The organism is Roseiarcus sp. (assembly GCF_049514155.1).
In the GTDB taxonomy this organism is placed as follows: domain Bacteria; phylum Pseudomonadota; class Alphaproteobacteria; order Rhizobiales; family Beijerinckiaceae; genus Roseiarcus.
Genome location: NZ_JBEKVH010000001.1, coordinates 51,226 through 66,403, shown reverse-complemented (window position 1 = coordinate 66,403; position 15,178 = coordinate 51,226). Strand labels below are relative to the sequence as shown.

The following is a 15,178-nucleotide window of genomic DNA, read 5'->3' as shown; positions in this document are numbered from 1 at the left end:
ACCGCCTCCGGCGGCGGCCTTTCAGGCCGTCCTTGAGTTTGAAGTTCGCCAGCGCAGAATCGCCTCCAAGCTCTCAATGAGCGGCGTTGCGCGGCGCGCGCGTACGCTGAACGTTTGCGGTGGCCGAAGACGTGGATGGCCGGGTCAAGCCCGGCCATGGCGGGAAAAGTGGTGAAGCCGGCCATGACGCTGATCAGAAAGCCGCGGCTTCAGAACTCGACCTCGAGCTCTTCGATCTCCTCCTTCTCCGCCAGCGCCGCCTCCCGCCATTCGCGCATCGCCGGCAGATCCCAAATGCGGTCGGCGTAGGCCTTGGCCGGCCCGTCGAGCTTGACGTCGTAGGTGCGGAAGCGGCTGACCACCGGCGCGTACATCGCGTCGGCCATCGAGACCTCGCCGAACAGGAACGGTCCGCCATAGGCGGAAAGGCACTCGCGCCAGATGACGAGAATGCGCTCGATGTCGGCCTGGGCCTTCGACCAGATCTTGAAGCCAGGGAATTCGGCGCGGATGTTCATCGGCAACGCCTGCCTAAGTGAGACGAAGCCCGAATGCATCTCGCCGCAGACGGAGCGGCAATGGGCGCGTTTTGCCTTATCTTTAGGCAACAGGCCCGCTTTTGGCGCAACTTCGTTCAGGAATTCGCCAATCGCCAATGTGTCCCACACCTTCAGCTCGGCGTAGGTTAGACAGGGAACGAGGATCGACGGCGACAGCAGCAGGATTTCGGCCCGCGCGTCGGCGTCGTTCGGCTCGACGACGACCTCCGCGAATTTGATTCCGGCGAGTTTGGCCATCAGCCAGCCGCGCAGCGACCACGAGGAGTAGTTCTTGCTGCTGATGGTCAACGTCGTTCGCGGCATGGCGGAAGCCCAAGATCAGACGCGCAGAGGGGCGCGAGCGACCCGATTGTGGCGGTGCAAGCCACATGCCGGCCTGCCATTGCCGATGGCATATCGTTTGCTGCACTGCAAACGGCAGCAATGGGTCGCCCGATGATCTACGACGCCTACCAGGGCATGGCCGATGTCGGCGACCGCATGCGGCTGCTCGCCGCCAATGCGCAGGCCATCCTCGAAGCGTGGGCGTCGCAACCCTTCGCCGCGCCGTGGCGCAAGATGGCCGCCTATTACGAACTGGTGGCGCTTGCCGGCTTCACCCACGCGCGGCCCGATTGGGAAGTCGACGCGATCGAGGTCGGCGCAAAGGCGTTCGCTGTCGCTCAGAGCGTCGCCGCGGCGACGCCGTTCTGCGAGCTGCGCCATTTCCAAAAGGCGGGCGGCGGCGATGACCCGAAGGTGCTGCTGGTCGCGCCGATGTCGGGCCATTTCGCCACGCTGTTGCGCGGCACGTTGCGCACGCTGCTCAGCGACCATCAGGTCTACGTCACCGATTGGGTCAACCCGCGCAACGTCAAGCCGGGGGCGGGCGGCTTCGGCCTCGACGACTACACTCAGACCCTGATCGATTTTGTCCGTCACATCGGCGAGGACTGCCACATCGTCGCCGTCTGCCAGCCGACGGTCAGCGCGCTGATCGCCACCGCCGTGCTCGCCGCCGAGGGCGGCGTGCAGCCGGCAAGCCTGACGTTGATGGCCGGGCCGATCGACACGCGCGTCGCGCCGACCAAGGTCAACGAACTGGCGCAAGGAAAGCCGATCGAGTGGTTCCGCGACAACCTCATCGGCGTCGTGCCGACGCAATTCGAAGGCGGCGGGCGGCGGGTCTATCCGGGCTTCCTCCAGCTCTGCGCGTTCATGAGCATGAACGCCGAGCGCCACGCCAAGTCTTTCGTCGATCTGTTCCAGCATCGCATCGCTGGCGATTTCGAAAAGGCGGACGCGATCAGCGCCTTCTATCGCGAATATTTCGCCATCATGGACATGAGCGCCGACTTCTATCTCGAGACGGTCGACCAGGTGTTCCAGCGCCATCTGCTGCCGCTCGGCCAGATGACGCACAAGGGCCGCGTCGTCGAGCCGAAGGCGATCCGCAAGACCTTCCTGCTCACCGTCGAGGGCGAAAAGGACGACATCTGCGCCGTCGGCCAGACGCTTGCGGCGCAGGACCTGTGCTCGGGCCTCAGGCCCTACATGAAGACGCATCATCTGCAGCCGGGCGTCGGCCATTACGGCGTCTTCAACGGCCGCCGCTGGGAGACGCAGGTCTATCCGGTGCTGCGCAACCACATCCGCTCGAGCCGCTGAGCGGCTCTTGGCGCTTGTCGGCGTGGACGCGCCGGGCCAATGTCGCGCGCCGGTCGAAACCGGCGTGGACAACCGGGAGAACCTATGGGCGAGGGACCGTCGACAGCGTGGCGCGAACGCATTGCGCCCGACGAGGAGGGGCGCTTCGCCCGCCAGGCGGAAAAGCTCGCGCCGGTTCACGCGGCGATGTCGGCGCGTTACGGCGCCGGGCGGCTTCTGCATCGCAAGCCGTTGCTCGCCGCGCGCGGAACGCTCGAGATCCTCGACGGCCTGCCGGACTACGCGCGGCACGGAATTTTCGCCGCCCCGCGCGTCTATCAGGCGCTGGCGCGCCTTTCCAACGCCAGCGGCGCCGTGCAGCCGAACGCCAAGCCCGACATCCGCGGCTTTGCGGTGAAGGTTCTGGGCGTCGAAGGCGCGGCGGCGCTCGGCGGCGCGGCCGCAGCGCAGGACTTCCTGTTCGTCAATCAGACGAGCTTCGGCGCGCGCGACAGCGACGAATTCGTCAACCTCGTCGCCGACTCGCGGCGCGGCCTGCCGGCGGTCGCGCTCGGACTGATCCGCCGCAACGGCCTTGTCGCCGGCCTCAGGCGGCTGAAGCGCCTCGCCGCGACGGTCGGCCGCCCGTTCTCCGGTTTCGCCAGCGAGACCTTCGACACGCTGTCGCCTTTCGCCGTCGGGCCCTACGCCGCGCGGGCGCGCCTGACGCCGGTCAAGCCTTCGACGCCGATCGAGGACCCGACCGTCGCCTGGGATGAGCGTCGCGCGCCGCCGCTCGTCGTCGCGCGCCTGACGCTCGAGGCGGTCGAGCCCAACGTCGAAGGACTGCGGTTCGATCCCTGGGGCGGGCTCGCCGACCACCGCCCGCTCGGCGAGATCATGCGCGCCCGCAAGGCGGCGTATTTTCACAGCCAAAAGGCGCGCGGCGCGCTGTAAAAAGCTTGGCGGGGCGGTCGGGCGGTGGTCGTTGCGGCGCTCGCCTGCGGCGAATCGCAGCATTACAGGTTACAGTTATTGTAACTCAAAGCCGCCGATTCTGGCTCGCGATGAAGGGGCGGCGCGACAATTCGCGCGTGCAAACCATTGAAATTGCGAGACCTGGGTCCCAGTTGGGCTTTATGCTGACTCAGCCGCGGGCGTCTGCGCCAAAAGTTAGGCTTGATGGGTCAGGGGCGTTGGGGCGACAAACCGCGCGGTTTTGTCGCGCCGCTCCGTCGACGGCGGCGACGTCACGAAAGCGGGAAAATTCCATGGCGCGAAAGAAGATTGCTTTGATCGGGGCCGGACAGATCGGCGGCACCTTGGCCCTGCTCGCGGCGGTGAAGGAACTCGGCGACGTCGTGCTGTTCGACATCGTCGACGGCGTTCCGCAGGGCAAGGCGCTCGATCTCGCCGAGGCCGGCCCGGTCGAAGGCTTCAACGCCAAGCTCGTCGGCGCCAGCTCCTACGAAGCGATCGCCGGCGCCGACGTGATCATCGTCACCGCCGGCGTGCCGCGCAAGCCGGGCATGAGCCGCGACGACCTGCTTGGCATCAATCTCAAGGTGATGGAGGCGGTCGGCGCCGGGATCAAGACCTACGCCCCCGGCGCCTTCGTCATCTGCATCACCAACCCGCTCGACGCGATGGTGTGGGCGCTGCAGAAATTCTCCGGTCTGCCGCACAACAAGATCGTCGGCATGGCCGGGGTGCTCGACTCGGCGCGCTTCCGCACTTTCCTCGCCGAGGAGTTCAACGTCTCGGTCGAAGACGTCACCGCCTTCGTGCTCGGCGGCCACGGCGACGACATGGCGCCGATCGCGCGCTACTCGACGGTCGCCGGCATTCCGCTCCCCGACCTGGTCAAGATGGGCTGGACGACGCAGGCGCGCCTCGACGCGATCATCGAGCGCACCCGCAAGGGCGGCGGCGAGATCGTCAATCTGCTCAAGACCGGCTCCGCTTTCTACGCGCCGGCCGCCTCCGGCATCGCCATGGCCGAGTCCTACCTCAAGGATCAGCGCCGCGTGCTGCCGTGCGCCGCCTATCTCTCCGGTCAATACGGGGTCAAGGACACGTTCGTCGGCGTGCCGGTCGTCATCGGCGCGGGGGGCGTCGAGCGCGTGGTCGAGATCGCCTTCGACGCCAGCGAGAAGGCGATGTTCGAGAAGTCGGTCGCCGCGGTCCAGGGCCTGACCGAAGCCTGCAAGACGATCAACCCGGCGCTCGCCGCCTGAATCCTTTCGCGGCCGGCGACGGCTGGCGATGACGCTTTTGTCGGGGGGGAGAACGACCGGCGATGAACATCCACGAATATCAAGCTAAGGCGGTGCTTGCCGATTTCGCCGCGCCGATCTCGGCCGGCAAGCCGGCGTTCACGCCCGACGAGGCGGTTGCGGCGGCCAAAGCGTTGCCGGGGCCGATCTGGGTGGTCAAGAGCCAGATCCATGCCGGCGGCCGCGGCAAGGGCAAGTTCAAGGAAGCGAAAGCGGGCGACAAGGGCGGCGTCCGCCTCGCCCGTTCGGTCGATGAAGTGAAGCGCTTCGCGAGCGAGATGCTCGGCGCGACGCTGGTCACCGTGCAGACCGGCCCGGCTGGCAAGCAGGTCAACCGCCTCTATATCGAAGACGGCTCGTCGATCGACCGCGAGCTCTATCTGTCGGCGCTGGTCGACCGCAAGGCGAGCCGGGTGTCGTTCGTGCTGTCGACCGAAGGCGGCGTCAACATCGAAGACGTCGCCCACAAGACGCCGGAAAAGATCCATAGCTTCTCGATCGATCCGGCGACCGGCGTCATGCCGCACCACGGCCGCACGGCGGCGCGCGCGCTCGGCCTGACCGGCGGCCTCGCCAAGCAGGCGGAGGCGCTGATCGCCAAGCTCTACGCCGCCTTTGTCGCCAAGGACATGTCGATGCTCGAGATCAACCCGCTGATCGTCACCACCGACGGCCAGCTCAGGGTGCTCGACGCCAAGGTCGCCTTCGACGACAACGCGCTTTATCGCCACCCCGACATCCTCGCGCTGCGCGACGAGACCGAGGAGGACGCCAAGGAGATCGAGGCCTCCAAGCACGACCTCAACTACGTCGCGCTCGACGGGACGATCGGCTGCATGGTGAACGGCGCCGGCCTCGCCATGGCGACGATGGACATCATCAAGCTTTACGGCGAAAGCCCCGCCAATTTCCTCGACGTCGGCGGCGGCGCCTCGAAGGACAAGGTGACGGCGGCGTTCAAGATCATCACCGCCGACCCCAACGTGAAGGGGATTCTCGTCAATATCTTCGGCGGCATCATGCGTTGCGACGTCATCGCCGAGGGCGTGATCGCGGCAGTCAAGGAGACGGGCCTCACGGCGCCGCTGGTGGTGCGCCTCGAGGGCACCAACGTCGATCTCGGCAAGAAGATCCTGCGCGAGTCCGGCCTCAACGTCATTGCCGCCGACGACCTCGACGACGCGGCGCAAAAGATCGTGGCGGCGGTCCGCTCCGCCGGGCAGGGGGCGCGCTGATGTCGATCCTCGTCAACGCTGAAACCAAGGTCATCACCCAGGGCTTCACCGGCAAGAATGGCACCTTCCATTCCGAGCAGGCGATCGCCTACGGCACCAAGATGGTCGGCGGCACCTCGCCGGGGAAGGGCGGCTCGATCCATCTCGGCCTGCCGGTGTTCGACACCGTCGCCGAGGCGCGCGAGGCGACCGGCGCCGACGCTTCGGTGGTCTACGTTCCCCCGCCCGGCGCGGCCGACGCGATCTGCGAGGCGATCGCCGCCGAGATCCCGCTGATCGTCTGCATCACCGAGGGCATCCCGGCGCTCGACATGGTCAAGGTCAAGCGCGCGCTGTCGGGGTCGAAGTCGATCCTGGTCGGGCCGAACTGCCCGGGCGTGATGACGGCGGGCGAATGCAAGATCGGCATCATGCCGGGCAATATCTTCGAGCCCGGCAGCGTCGGCATCGTCTCGCGCTCCGGCACGCTGACTTACGAGGCGGTGTTCCAGACCACCCGCGAGGGCCTCGGCCAGACGACTGCGGTCGGCATCGGCGGCGATCCGGTCAAGGGCATGGACTTCATCGAAGCGCTGGAGATGTTCCTCGCCGACGAAGCGACCAAGTCGATCGTCATGATCGGCGAGATCGGCGGCCAGGCCGAGGAAGACGCGGCCGCGTTCCTCAAGGACGAGGCGAAGCGCGGCCGCGCCAAGCCGGTCGTCGGCTTCATCGCCGGCCGCACCGCGCCGCCCGGCCGCCGCATGGGCCACGCCGGGGCGATCATCGCCGGCGGCAAGGGCGGCGCCGAAGACAAGATCGAGGCGATGACGGCGGCGGGCATTCGCGTTTCGCCGTCGCCGGCGCGGCTCGGCAAGACGTTGGTCGACGTGTTGAACGGCAAGTGACGGGAGGCCGGACATGACGCGGCAGGACATCAACCAGCAGCTGCTGCAAACCTCGTTCCTCTACGGGGCCAACAGCGCCTATATCGAGGCGCTGCAGGCCAAATACGAAAAGGACCCGTACTCGATCGAGGCGGGCTGGCGCGAGTTCTTCGACGCGCTCGGCGACGATCCCGCCAGCGTCGGCAAGACCGCAGACGGCGCCTCGTGGCGGCGGCCCAACTGGCCGATCGTTCCTAAGGACGAGCTGACCAACGCGCTCGACGGCGACTGGCCGGCGACCGAGAAGACGATCGCCGACAAGCTGCGCGCGCGCGCCGCCGCCGCGCCCGAAGCGCCGCAGAGCGACGATGCGATCCATCGCGCCACCCGCGACAGCGTGCGTGCGCTGATGATGATCCGCGCCTATCGCATGCGCGGCCATCTGCACGCCAATCTCGATCCGCTCGGTCTCGAACCGCAGAAGGATCACGAGGAGCTGCATCCGGCCACCTACGGCTTCCTCGAAAGCGACTGGGACCGCAAGATCTTCATCGACCACGTGCTCGGCCTCGAATACGGGACCGTGCGCGAGATGCTGGCGATCCTGCGCCGCACCTATTGCGGCACCATCGGATTCGAGTTCGTCCACATCTCCGATCCCGCCGAGAAGGCGTGGATCCAGGAGCGCATCGAGGGGCCGGGCAAGGAGATCCAATTCACCAAGGAAGGCAAGCGCGCGATCCTCAGCAAGCTGGTCGAGGCCGAGGGCTTCGAGAATTTCTTCGACATCAAGTATCCCGGCGGCAAGCGCTTCGGCCTCGACGGCGCGGAGGCGATGATCCCGGCGCTCGAGCAGATCATCAAGCGCGGCGGCCAGCTCGGCCTCAAGGAGATCGCGCTCGGCATGGCCCACCGCGGCCGCCTCAATGTGCTCAGCCAGGTCATGGGCAAGCCGCACCGCGCCATCTTCCACGAGTTCAAGGGCGGCTCGATCTCGCCCGACGAGGTCGAAGGCTCCGGCGACGTGAAGTACCATCTCGGCGCTTCGTCCGACCGCGAGTTCGACAACAATCGCGTCCACCTGTCGCTGACCGCCAACCCGTCGCATCTCGAGATCGTCGACCCGGTCGTGCTCGGCAAGGTGCGCGCCAAGCAGGATCAGCTCGACGACTACATCGAGCGAACCAAGGTTCTGGCGCTACTGATCCACGGCGACGCGGCCTTCGCCGGCCAGGGCGTGGTCGCCGAATGCTTCGGCCTTTCCGGCCTGCGCGGCCATCGCACCGGCGGTTCGGTGCATTTCATCGTCAACAACCAGATCGGCTTCACCACCTACCCGCGCTACTCGCGCTCGTCGCCGTACCCTTCCGACGTCGCCAAGCTGGTCGAGGCGCCGATTTTCCACGCCAACGGCGACGACCCCGAAGCGGTGGTGTTCTGCGCCAAGGTCGCCACCGAATACCGGCAGCGCTTCCACAAGCCGGTCGTGATCGACATGTTCTGCTACCGCCGCTTCGGCCACAACGAGGGCGACGAACCGGCCTTCACCCAGCCGCTGATGTATCGCGCCATCCGCGCCCATCCGACGACACTGCAGATCTACGCCGAGAAGCTGGTCGAGGAAGGCATCGTCACCAAAGGCGAAGTCGACAAGATGCGCGCCGACTGGCGTCAGCGCCTCGAGGCCGAATACGAGGCCGGCCAGGCCTATGTCGCCAACAAGGCCGACTGGCTCGACGGCCGTTGGTCCGGCTTCAAGGCGGCCCAGGATCTCGCCGACGACGACCGTCGCGGCCAGACTGGCGTCGACCTCGACCGACTGAAGTTCATCGCCCAGCGCACGACCGTGCCGCCGGAAGGCTTCAGCGTCCACAAGACGATCCAGCGCTTCCTCGACGCCCGCCGCGCCGCGATCGAGACCGGCGAGGGCCTCGACTGGGCGACCGCCGAATCGCTGGCGTTCGGTTCGCTGCTCGACGAAGGTTTTCCGGTGCGTCTGTCGGGCCAGGACAGCGAGCGCGGCACCTTCTCGTCGCGCCACTCGGTGCTGATCGATCAGCAGACCGAAGCGCGCTACATCCCGCTCAACCACATCCGCGACGGTCAAGCGCGCTACGAGGTCATCAACTCGATGCTCTCGGAAGAGGCGGTGCTCGGCTTCGAATACGGCTATTCGCTCGCCGAGCCGAATTCGCTGACCTTGTGGGAAGCGCAGTTCGGCGATTTCGCCAACGGCGCGCAGGTGGTGTTCGATCAGTTCATCTCGTCGGGCGAACGCAAGTGGCTGCGCATGTCCGGCCTCGTCTGCCTGCTGCCGCACGGCTACGAAGGGCAGGGGCCGGAACATTCCTCGGCTCGGCTCGAGCGCTATCTGCAGCTCTGCGCCGAGGACAACATGCAGGTCGTCTATCCGACGACGCCAGCCAATTTCTTCCACGCGCTGCGCCGTCAGATCAAGCGCGAGTTCCGCAAGCCGCTGATCGTGATGACGCCGAAGTCGATGCTGCGCAACAAGCGGGCGGTGTCGAGCCTGGAAGCCTTCGCCGCGGGCACGAGCTTCCATCGCCTGCTTTGGGACACCGCCGAGACCCACAAGGGCGAGAAGATCAAGCTCGTGCGCGACGACAAGATCCGGCGCGTGATCCTGTGTGCGGGCAAGGTCTTTTACGATCTCTACGAGGAACGGGAGAAGCGCGGCGTCGACGACGTCTACCTGCTGCGGGTCGAACAGCTCTATCCGTTCCCGCTCAAGAGCCTGGTCAAGGAGCTATCGCGCTTCAAGAAGGCCGACCTGGTGTGGTGCCAGGAAGAGCCGAAGAACATGGGCGCCTGGACCTTCGTCGAGCCCTATCTCGAATGGGTCCTCGCCCAGGTCGGCGGCAAGGCCAAACGCGCGCATTACGCCGGCCGGCCGGCCGCCGCCGCGACGGCGAGCGGCTTGATGTCCAGGCATCTCGCTCAGCTCAAGACGTTCCTCGACGAGTGCTTTGCGTGAGGGGCTCCCGCCCTCGCGCGAGGCGATGAGAAGGCGCTCACCGCGATGCCGCACTTCCTCTGCCGCCTGACGCCGCCGCGCCCGAGCTTCCTTGCCGACATGACCGACGAGGAGCGGGCGCTGATGGCGGCGCATGGCCAGTACTGGCGCGCCTATGTCGAGGTCGGCCGGGTCGCGGCGATCGGCGCCGTGGCCGACCCGGCCGGCGCTTGGGGCGTGGCGATCATCGAGGCCGGCGACCGCCAGGAGATCGAAGCGCTGCAGGCGCGCGATCCGGTCGTGCTTTCGGCGCGCGGCTTTTTCTACCAGAACTTTCTCATGCCGACGGTGGCGCTGCGGCCGGTCGAGCCGCGCGCAGCCGTTTCCAGCGTTTCCCCTTGACGAGAAGGGCGCCGTCCGCGGCGCAAGTGTTCCGATGTTGACAGAAATTAGGGTCCCGACGCTCGGCGAGTCGATCTCCGAAGCGACCGTCGGCAAATGGTTCAAGCAGCGCGGCGACACGGTCAAAGCCGATGAGCCGCTGGTCGAACTCGAAACCGACAAGGTGACGCTGGAAGTCAATGCGCCGGCCGCCGGCGTGTTGACCGAGATCAGCGTCGAGACCGGCCAGACGGTGGCGATCGGCGCGCTGCTCGGCGGCCTGACCGCCGAGGCGGCCGGCGCGGCGAGGCCCGCCGCCAAGGCGCCGCCCGCGCCGCAATCGGCGGCGCCGACGGCGATGCCGCCCGCCCCGTCGGCAGCCAAGCTCGCCGCGGAGAAGGCGGTCGACCTGTCGATGGTCGCCGGCAGCGGCAAGCGCGGCCAGGTGCTGAAGGGCGACGTGATCGAGGCGGTCGCCCGGCCCGCCGCTGCGCCCGCGCCGGCCCCTATCGCGCCGCCGCCGGCCGCCCCCGCGCCGGTCGCGCCCGCGCCTGTCGCGCCGACGCCGGTCCCAGCGGCGGCCTTGCGCGCGCCCGCCGCGCCCGAGGATTCGCAGCGCGAGGAGCGGGTGCGGCTGACCAAGCTGCGCCAGACCATCGCCCGCCGTCTCAAGGACGCGCAGAACACCGCCGCGATGCTGACGACCTTCAACGAGGTCGACATGGGCGAAGTGATGGCGATGCGCGTCCGCTACAAGGACGCGTTCGAGAAGAAACACGGCGCCAAGCTCGGCTTCATGGGCTTCTTCGTCAAAGCTTGCGTCCAGGCGTTGAAGGACGTCCCGGCGGTCAACGCCGAGATCGACGGCGCCGACCTCGTCTACAAGAACTACTACCACCTCGGCATCGCCGTCGGCACCGACCGCGGTCTGGTGGTGCCGGTGGTGCGTGATTGCGACGCGCTGACGGTCGCCGGGATCGAAAAGGCGATCGCCGACCTCGGCAAGCGCGCGCGCGACGGCGCGCTGAAGATCGAGGAGATGCAAGGCGGGACCTTCACCATCACCAACGGCGGCATCTACGGCTCGCTGATGTCGACGCCGATCCTCAACGCGCCGCAGTCTGGCATCTTGGGCATGCACAAGATCCAGGAGCGGCCGATGGTCGTCAACGGCAAGATCGAGATCCGGCCGATGATGTATCTCGCGCTCAGCTACGATCACCGCGTCGTCGACGGCAAGGAGGCGGTGACCTTCCTGGTGCGGGTCAAGGAGGCGCTGGAGGACCCGGCGCGACTGGTGCTCGACCTCTAGCGGCCGAGCGAACAAAACGGGGGAAACGATGAGCGAACTTCTCTGCCTGGAACTGAGCGTCGTTCTGTGGTTCGTCTATCTGTTCACGCAAATCTTGACGTCGCGCGCAGAGTTCGGCGACGCGTGGCTGTTCACGCCGCGCGACGACGCCCCGGCGGCCAAGGGGCTCGCCTGCGGCCGCGCCAAGCGGGCGCTCGCCAACTACATCGAGAACTGGGTGCCGTTCGTGGCGGTCGATCTCGCGCTGATCGCGACCCATCATGCAGGCAGTTGGGGAGCCTGGATCTGGGTCATCGCGCGGCTCGTCTATCTGCCGGCCTATGTGTTGGGATGGATCTACGTGCGCACCGCGCTGTGGGCGATCGGCCTCATCGGCCTGCTGATGATGCTCGTCCAGTTGGCGTTGCTCTGAGCGGAATAGAAGGAAAGCGAGCGGGCGAATGGCTTACGACGTTGTGGTGATCGGCGCCGGCCCCGGCGGCTACGTCTGCGCGATCCGCGCCGCGCAGCTGGGCATGAAAGTCGCCGTGGTCGAGAAGCGCAAGACACTCGGCGGGACCTGCCTCAACATCGGCTGCATTCCCTCGAAAGCGCTGCTGTACGCCTCCGAAATGTTCGAGGAGGCGGGCCACGGGCTGGGCGCGCTCGGCGTCGTCGTCGCGCCGCCCAAGCTCGATCTTCGCGCGATGATGAAGCACAAGGACGACACCGTCGCCGCTAACGTCAACGGCGTCGCCTTCCTGTTCAAGAAGAACAAGATCGACTGGCTGCAAGGCGAGGGCCGCATCACGGCGCCGGGCCACGTCGTGGTCGTCGGCGCCGACGGCGCCGAAACGACCCACGAGGCCAAGGCGATCGTCATCGCCACGGGGTCCGACGTCGCCCGCCTGCCGGGGATCGAGATCGACGAGCGTCAGATCGTCTCCTCGACCGGCGCGCTGTCGCTGGCGAAGCCGCCGAGGTCGCTGATCGTCGTCGGGGCCGGGGTGATCGGGCTCGAACTCGGCTCGGTCTGGCGTCGGCTCGGCGCCGAGGTGACGGTGGTGGAGTTCCTCGATCGCATCCTGCCCGGCATGGACGGCGAAGTCGGCAAGCAGACGCAGCGCCTGCTCGAGAAGCAGGGGTTCACGTTCCATCTTTCGCACAAGGTCGCCGCGGTCGAGAAGAGTCAGAATGGCGTCAAGGCGACGATCGAGCCCGCCGCCGGCGGCGCGGCGCGCACGCTCGAGGCGGAAGTGGTGCTGGTGGCGATCGGCCGCCGCCCCTACACGCAGGGTCTCGGGCTGGAGGCGCTTGGCGTCGCGACCGAGCGCGGCCAAGTGCTGATCGACAATCATTTCGCCACCAACGTTGCGACCGTCTACGCGATCGGCGACGTCGTGCGCGGGCCGATGCTCGCCCACAAGGCCGAGGACGAGGGCATGGCGCTCGCCGAAATCCTCGCCGGTCAGGCGGGCCACGTGAACTATGACGTCATTCCCGGCGTCGTTTACACCAGCCCGGAGATCGCGAGCGTCGGCAGCAGCGAGGAAGAGCTGAAGGCGGCGGGAATCGCCTACGCGGTCGGCAAGTTCCCGTTCACCGCCAACGGCCGCGCGCGGGCGATGCGCCACACCGACGGTTTCGTCAAAGTGCTGGCCGACGCGGCGAGCGACCGCGTCCTCGGCGTCCACATCGTCGGCTTCGGCGCCGGCGAAATGATCCATGAGGCGGCCGTGCTGATGGAGTTCGGCGGCTCGGCCGAAGACCTCGCCCGCACCTGCCACGCCCACCCGACTATGTCGGAAGCGGTCAAGGAAGCCGCGCTGGCGGTGGCGAAGCGGGCGATTCACGTGTGAGGCTGACCGGGACGCTCATCGCGTCCCGGCGCCGCGGCCGCGTGGTCGGAAGAAGCTCTACTCTTCCAGCCCGCCCATATGCTTCTGCGCGTAGAGTTCGACGCCGATCTGGCGGATGAGCTCGAGCTGAGTCTCGAGGAAGTCGATGTGGTGCTCCTCATCCGCCGTCAGCTTCTCGAAGACGTTCTTGGAGACGCGATCGTTCGCCGAGTCGCAATGCCGAGCGGCTTCGAGGTAAAGCGTGCGCGCGCCGACCTCGGCGGCGAGGTCGCATTCGAGCATATTCTTGAGGTCCTGTCCGATCCGCAATCCGTCGCTCGGCTGCATGTTCGGGTGGCCTTCGAGAAACAGAATGCGGGCGATGAGCAGGTCGGCGTGCTCCATCTCCTCGATCGACTCTTTGCGCCAGGTCTTGGCGAGGTCCTTGAAGCCCCAGTTGTCGAGAATTCGGTAGTGCAGCCAATATTGATTGACGGCGGTCAGCTCGTGGCGGAGAGCCTTGTTCAGGTACTCGATGACTCGTTGGTCGCCTTGCATGGCTCTTCCCTTGCTTCTGTCGCCACAAGCGCGACGCGCGGCGATTCGCGTCCCTCGTCCTTCGGCCGAGCCGAAGACGGATGTCGTCCTGTCGTCATGAAAGCTAGCATGAGAATCCGCCGGTCGGCCAGACCTGGCTGGCGCGGCGATCGTCGCCGCCGCGTCGATTGTCCAACGCCTTGAAAGGGAGCCCATGAAGAGGTCAGCGCCCGTCTTCGCCGTCCTGCTCGCCGCCGCTTTTGCGGCTGCGCCGGCGCACGCCGACCGGCTGGCGTTGTGGACGATCGTCCATGGTCAGTGCGTCGCGCACGCGGAGGCGGGGCAGGGGCCGGCGCCGTGCGAGCGGGTCGATCTGTCGCATGGCGAGGACCAGGGCGTCGCGCTGCTGAAAGACCGCGTCGGCGTCGCGCAGTTCCTCGCCATTCCGACCCGGCGCGTCACCGGGATCGAGGACCCGTTCGCGCTCAATTCCGTTGCGCCCGACTATTTCGCCTTCGCCTGGTCGGCGCGCGACGCGCTGGCGGCCAAGCTCGGGGTCGCCTTACCGCGCGAGGAGATTGCGATCGCGATCAATTCCGAGTTCGCCCGCAGCCAGGACCAGCTCCACCTCCACCTCGATTGCCTCGACAAGGCCGTCGCGGCGGCGCTCGCCGGCGACCTCGGCGCGTTCGACGAGATCTGGCGGCCGATGGCCGAACCGCTGAAGGGGCGCGTCTATTGGGCGCGGCGCGTGCTCTCCGACGACCTTTCCGGCGTCCGGCCGCTCGAGCTTCTGGCCGACGGCGTCGCCGACGCCAAGGCGCACATGGCGGACGAATCGCTCATCGCCGTCGGCGCGACTTTCGCCGGCAAGCCGGGTTTCGTCCTGCTCGCCGACCGCGCTGAACTGACGCAAGGGGGCCACGCCGAGGACCTGCAGGATCACGATTGCGCGGTGGCGCGAAAAGCGCCATGAAACGCGCCGAGCTCACGCTCGCAGTCCGGCCCGAATCGCGACGGCGGCGAAGCGCGCCGGCTGGGGATTGAGCATGGACTGGAGAGGCGTCCCGGCGGTTGCGTTCGCCCTTTTGGCGGCCGCGGGGCCCGGCGCTGCGCAGGTCCGCGTCGACGTCGATCTCGGCGCGCAGGTGATGCGCGTCGCCGCCGGCGCCGGCGTGAGCTACGAATGGCCGATTTCCTCGGGCAGCCTCGGTCGCGCCACGCCGCGCGGCGAGTTCCGCCCCTATGCGCTCTATCCGATGGTCTATTCGTGGAAGTACGGCAACGAGCCGATGCCGCACTCGATCTTCTTCCATGGCCAATACGCCATTCACGGCACGCTGGAGACCGATTTGCTTGGCCGACCGGCCTCCCACGGCTGCATCCGCCTGTCGCCGCGCGCCGCCGCGACGCTCTACGAGCTGGTCGCGCGGGAAGGGGCGGTGATCCGCATCGGCGGCGGGCCGGAATTCGTCGCCACGCCGCCCTCGCCGCGCCTCATTGCCCTGCCAATGGGGCGGGCGCTCGAGGTCGCGCCGGCCGATTCGCCGACCGCCCGCTGATCGAGCGATTCGGCCGAACTGGAGGCCGCCGC

At 67.4% G+C, this 15,178-nt stretch carries 15 protein-coding genes; 12 read left to right on the top strand and 3 right to left on the bottom strand.

Annotated elements, in window-relative coordinates; translation table 11 throughout:
* Together ABSF49_RS00295 and ABSF49_RS00290 are read right to left on the bottom strand one after the other, a co-directional pair.
* On the bottom strand, positions 1-185 hold a 185-nt coding region (locus ABSF49_RS00295), incomplete at its 3' end, for a hypothetical protein (RefSeq protein ID WP_424110623.1).
* A 24-nt stretch (positions 186-209) separates the two neighbouring features.
* Positions 210-863, bottom strand: a complete 654-nt coding sequence (locus tag ABSF49_RS00290; RefSeq protein ID WP_424110622.1) for a glutathione S-transferase family protein — start codon at positions 861-863, stop codon at positions 210-212.
* A 132-nt stretch (positions 864-995) separates the two neighbouring features.
* Between ABSF49_RS00290 and phaZ the strand changes: the two genes are divergently transcribed.
* The 10 genes from phaZ (at position 996) to lpdA (ending at position 13,068) form a co-directional block, all read left to right on the top strand.
* A complete protein-coding gene (phaZ, locus tag ABSF49_RS00285; protein WP_424110621.1) occupies positions 996-2,207 on the top strand; it encodes a polyhydroxyalkanoate depolymerase in 1,212 nt (403 codons plus the stop codon).
* An 84-nt stretch (positions 2,208-2,291) separates the two neighbouring features.
* On the top strand, positions 2,292-3,143 hold the full coding sequence (locus ABSF49_RS00280; RefSeq protein ID WP_424110620.1) for a catalase family protein: 852 nt from the start codon (positions 2,292-2,294) through the stop codon (positions 3,141-3,143).
* Between the two features lie 314 nt (positions 3,144-3,457).
* The gene (gene mdh, locus ABSF49_RS00275) at positions 3,458-4,423 is read left to right on the top strand and encodes a malate dehydrogenase (RefSeq protein WP_424110619.1); all 966 of its coding nucleotides are present in this window, start codon (positions 3,458-3,460) and stop codon (positions 4,421-4,423) included.
* A 62-nt stretch (positions 4,424-4,485) separates the two neighbouring features.
* Positions 4,486-5,697, top strand: a complete 1,212-nt coding sequence (sucC, locus tag ABSF49_RS00270; RefSeq protein WP_424110618.1) for an ADP-forming succinate--CoA ligase subunit beta — start codon at positions 4,486-4,488, stop codon at positions 5,695-5,697.
* Positions 5,697-6,584: a succinate--CoA ligase subunit alpha gene (sucD, locus tag ABSF49_RS00265; protein ID WP_424110617.1), complete on the top strand. Its 888-nt coding sequence runs from the start codon at positions 5,697-5,699 to the stop codon at positions 6,582-6,584. The genes sucC and sucD overlap by 1 nt, the downstream gene beginning before the upstream one ends.
* A 13-nt stretch (positions 6,585-6,597) precedes the next feature.
* The gene (locus ABSF49_RS00260) at positions 6,598-9,558 is read left to right on the top strand and encodes a 2-oxoglutarate dehydrogenase E1 component (protein WP_424110616.1); all 2,961 of its coding nucleotides are present in this window, start codon (positions 6,598-6,600) and stop codon (positions 9,556-9,558) included.
* A gap of 45 nt (positions 9,559-9,603) precedes the next feature.
* A complete protein-coding gene (locus ABSF49_RS00255; RefSeq protein ID WP_424110615.1) occupies positions 9,604-9,939 on the top strand; it encodes a YciI family protein in 336 nt (111 codons plus the stop codon).
* Positions 9,940-9,976: 37 nt separating this feature from the next.
* Positions 9,977-11,230: a 2-oxoglutarate dehydrogenase complex dihydrolipoyllysine-residue succinyltransferase gene (gene odhB / locus ABSF49_RS00250; RefSeq protein WP_424110624.1), complete on the top strand. Its 1,254-nt coding sequence runs from the start codon at positions 9,977-9,979 to the stop codon at positions 11,228-11,230.
* Positions 11,231-11,258: 28 nt separating this feature from the next.
* The gene (locus ABSF49_RS00245; protein WP_424110614.1) at positions 11,259-11,642 is read left to right on the top strand and encodes an MAPEG family protein; all 384 of its coding nucleotides are present in this window, start codon (positions 11,259-11,261) and stop codon (positions 11,640-11,642) included.
* 28 nt (positions 11,643-11,670) lie between these two features.
* Complete coding sequence (gene lpdA / locus ABSF49_RS00240) at positions 11,671-13,068, top strand: dihydrolipoyl dehydrogenase (protein ID WP_424110613.1); 1,398 nt, start codon at positions 11,671-11,673, stop codon at positions 13,066-13,068.
* Positions 13,069-13,125: 57 nt separating this feature from the next.
* On the opposite strand, the gene bfr is transcribed toward lpdA, so the two are convergent.
* Positions 13,126-13,605, bottom strand: coding sequence for a bacterioferritin (bfr, locus tag ABSF49_RS00235; RefSeq protein WP_424110612.1), 480 nt, complete (start codon positions 13,603-13,605; stop codon positions 13,126-13,128).
* Positions 13,606-13,798: 193 nt separating this feature from the next.
* Here bfr and ABSF49_RS00230 point away from each other — a divergent pair, with 193 nt between their 5' ends.
* Positions 13,799-14,560, top strand: coding sequence for a CDP-diacylglycerol diphosphatase (locus tag ABSF49_RS00230; RefSeq protein WP_424110611.1), 762 nt, complete (start codon positions 13,799-13,801; stop codon positions 14,558-14,560).
* A gap of 73 nt (positions 14,561-14,633) precedes the next feature.
* Entirely contained in the window at positions 14,634-15,146 is a 513-nt protein-coding gene (locus ABSF49_RS00225) for a L,D-transpeptidase (protein WP_424110610.1), read from the top strand.
* Positions 15,147-15,178 lie beyond the last annotated feature (32 nt).

Coding starts and splice junctions, on each gene's coding strand:
- ABSF49_RS00290 (WP_424110622.1), bottom strand. CDS start 863: ATGCCGCGAACGACGTTGACCATCAGCAGCAAGAACTACTCCTCGTGG.
- phaZ (WP_424110621.1), top strand. CDS start 996: ATGATCTACGACGCCTACCAGGGCATGGCCGATGTCGGCGACCGCATG.
- ABSF49_RS00280 (WP_424110620.1), top strand. CDS start 2,292: ATGGGCGAGGGACCGTCGACAGCGTGGCGCGAACGCATTGCGCCCGAC.
- mdh (WP_424110619.1), top strand. CDS start 3,458: ATGGCGCGAAAGAAGATTGCTTTGATCGGGGCCGGACAGATCGGCGGC.
- sucC (WP_424110618.1), top strand. CDS start 4,486: ATGAACATCCACGAATATCAAGCTAAGGCGGTGCTTGCCGATTTCGCC.
- sucD (WP_424110617.1), top strand. CDS start 5,697: ATGTCGATCCTCGTCAACGCTGAAACCAAGGTCATCACCCAGGGCTTC.
- ABSF49_RS00260 (WP_424110616.1), top strand. CDS start 6,598: ATGACGCGGCAGGACATCAACCAGCAGCTGCTGCAAACCTCGTTCCTC.
- ABSF49_RS00255 (WP_424110615.1), top strand. CDS start 9,604: ATGCCGCACTTCCTCTGCCGCCTGACGCCGCCGCGCCCGAGCTTCCTT.
- ABSF49_RS00245 (WP_424110614.1), top strand. CDS start 11,259: ATGAGCGAACTTCTCTGCCTGGAACTGAGCGTCGTTCTGTGGTTCGTC.
- lpdA (WP_424110613.1), top strand. CDS start 11,671: ATGGCTTACGACGTTGTGGTGATCGGCGCCGGCCCCGGCGGCTACGTC.
- bfr (WP_424110612.1), bottom strand. CDS start 13,605: ATGCAAGGCGACCAACGAGTCATCGAGTACCTGAACAAGGCTCTCCGC.
- ABSF49_RS00230 (WP_424110611.1), top strand. CDS start 13,799: ATGAAGAGGTCAGCGCCCGTCTTCGCCGTCCTGCTCGCCGCCGCTTTT.
- ABSF49_RS00225 (WP_424110610.1), top strand. CDS start 14,634: ATGGACTGGAGAGGCGTCCCGGCGGTTGCGTTCGCCCTTTTGGCGGCC.